This is a genomic window from Lutibacter sp. B1, assembly GCF_012524075.1.
Taxonomy (GTDB): domain Bacteria; phylum Bacteroidota; class Bacteroidia; order Flavobacteriales; family Flavobacteriaceae; genus Lutibacter.
Genome location: NZ_JAAZUI010000070.1, coordinates 1 through 2,131, shown reverse-complemented (window position 1 = coordinate 2,131; position 2,131 = coordinate 1). Strand labels below are relative to the sequence as shown.

The 2,131-nt window shown below is 33.8% G+C and carries 3 protein-coding genes; 2 read left to right on the top strand and 1 reads right to left on the bottom strand.

Going from position 1 to position 2,131, the window contains the following annotated elements; genetic code table 11:
- Positions 1-178: 178 nt before the first annotated feature.
- Positions 179-613 carry a hypothetical protein gene (locus tag HGB55_RS14765; RefSeq protein ID WP_168817813.1) on the top strand — a complete coding sequence of 145 codons (435 nt, stop codon included), beginning with the start codon at positions 179-181 and terminating at the stop codon, positions 611-613.
- 201 nt (positions 614-814) lie between these two features.
- Positions 815-1,231, top strand: a complete 417-nt coding sequence (locus HGB55_RS14760) for a hypothetical protein (protein WP_168817811.1) — start codon at positions 815-817, stop codon at positions 1,229-1,231.
- A 163-nt stretch (positions 1,232-1,394) separates the two neighbouring features.
- On the opposite strand, the gene HGB55_RS14755 is transcribed toward HGB55_RS14760, so the two are convergent.
- Positions 1,395-1,880 (bottom strand): hypothetical protein, encoded by a 486-nt coding sequence (locus tag HGB55_RS14755; RefSeq protein WP_168817808.1) that lies wholly within the window; start codon positions 1,878-1,880, stop codon positions 1,395-1,397.
- Positions 1,881-2,131: the final 251 nt, after the last annotated feature.

Here is a 2,131-nt window from a genome sequence, read left to right as displayed (position 1 = left end):
ATGACAATTGGAGACATTTTATGGTGGCGGCTGACAGACTCCGTATTTAAAAAATTGTATATTTACAGATGTACAAAATACTAAACACAACAACCCATATACGCCATTAAAACGGCGCATATAGAAATCGTTACCCAACATTTTGACCCCAGATTGCGGTAACGGAAACCTACTTAAAATGAAAACCAAAGAAAAAGACCTTTTCCAGAAAGCAACCCAATTGGTTGAAATCGGAATTCCAATCTGGACGGAACATTGGAAGGACAGAACCTTTGAATATGTAGATAGCAATGTCCTGTACCAAAAGGAAAACAAAAAAATCCTGCGGGAATCCCTAAAGATCATCCGAAAAAAACAGCGGACAAAAAGCCGAATCGTCCGAATGATAACGACCTTGCGGCTAAAGGAACTCTCTCAGCGGACTTCAAAACTCGTCTGGGAAAACAAAAGGAAAAACCTGGAACTGCCTAAAGACGTCGGACTGATTTTATGGGCGACCGATTTTTTAAACAAATACGCTCTCTCAAACCAGAAAAAGTACCTGACCGAATCTTTGGAGCTTGCCTCAATGGCAATTGCCGAAAACGGAATCTTGGTCAAAAAAACGGACTGAGGACAAAACCTCCGGAAAAAACAAAAAACGTTGGGTAACATCGGCTATAGTTCATTGCTGCGGAATTTCATAACTGAAATTCCACGCAAATTTGCTATCTTTGGTTCTTAAGCGGAAAATCCTCGCGGATTTTCACGCAACCAAACCATAGCCAGAACCGTTACCTGCAAGTTGAAAAAACAAAACGCACATATACTAATTTTGATACTGACTATAAATGTTATTTGTAGTTGCAAATCGTATAAAGGAACTCTGAATTCAAACGAGACAATTGAAATTTCAAGTTGGAGTAGATGCGGAGATAAAGGAGGTAGATTTCACTTATTAAAAATTAAACAGGATTCTACAATTATGATTTCTGGAACTCGAAGCTCATCTGACACTCTGAAAAATAAAACGGAATTAGCAAAGTGGAAAAAAATGACTGAATTATTAAATGTTGAGGATTTTTTAAAATTTGACTCTGGACAAATTGGAAATCTACAATCTGACGGTTGTATTTCTGGAATGTCAATTAAGACAAAAGATAGTGTGTATAATAAAGCTGGAGTGATTTTTAACAAACCAATTGAAGATTCTAAAACGATAAATGATTTGATAATAAAAACCAGCAGGTAACAACGGCTATAGTTCATTGCTTCTGACTTTCCTCTCGGAAAGTCCTCGCAAATTTGCTATCTTCGGTTTACGGCGGAAAATCCTAGCGGATTTTCACGCAACGAAACCATAGCCAAACACGTTAACCCGTAATAATTCTAAAAAAGGGCTGCCACTAATACGGTTAACTCATTGCGAATAAAAACTCATTACAATGTTCTTTTAAGTCTTTTTCCATTTCAGTTCCTTCTTCATCAACTGTAACGCTTACGGCAAAATAACCACCTTCGTCAACTGCCAAATATTTAATTTTACAACCTTTCGCTAATTTAAATATTTTATTCATTATTGGAGTTGGTATATTCCAAGCAGTTTGAAAATCGAATGATAAAGTATTTTCATTATCTTCATTTAATTTAAAAGAATAAGAACCCCATTTAGTATTCCAATTTTCTATATTCCAATCGTACCAATTAGGTCTCCCTTTTTTAATACACATTTGCTTTTCTTTTTCACCTAAATCACCTAAAAATATATTTTCAGGTTGTGGTATAATTTTATTAAAATCTAATTCACTTTTTTCATTAAATATTTGTTTTTTAAGGTTGGTAAGTACATTTTCGTCATTCCAGTTGTCAATTCTCAATTTTTGATAAATATGGTTAGGCATAATTTTATATTTTTTAATTAATATTCTATTTATTTGGCTTTCTATCGGCAGCCACAGCCCTTTTTTACAATTACTTCGGGTAACTACTCATAAAAAATATTAAAACAATTTTTTATCAGTGTTGCGTTGGCATACATTACTGAAAAAAAACTATAAAAAGATATAAAATTGGACAAAACATTAAAAACCTTACACTTAAGACTTGATAGTACTTCAAAGTCTTTAACAAAAAATGCAATATCACAATTAAT

Coding starts and splice junctions, on each gene's coding strand:
- HGB55_RS14765 (WP_168817813.1), top strand. CDS start 179: ATGAAAACCAAAGAAAAAGACCTTTTCCAGAAAGCAACCCAATTGGTT.
- HGB55_RS14755 (WP_168817808.1), bottom strand. CDS start 1,880: ATGCCTAACCATATTTATCAAAAATTGAGAATTGACAACTGGAATGAC.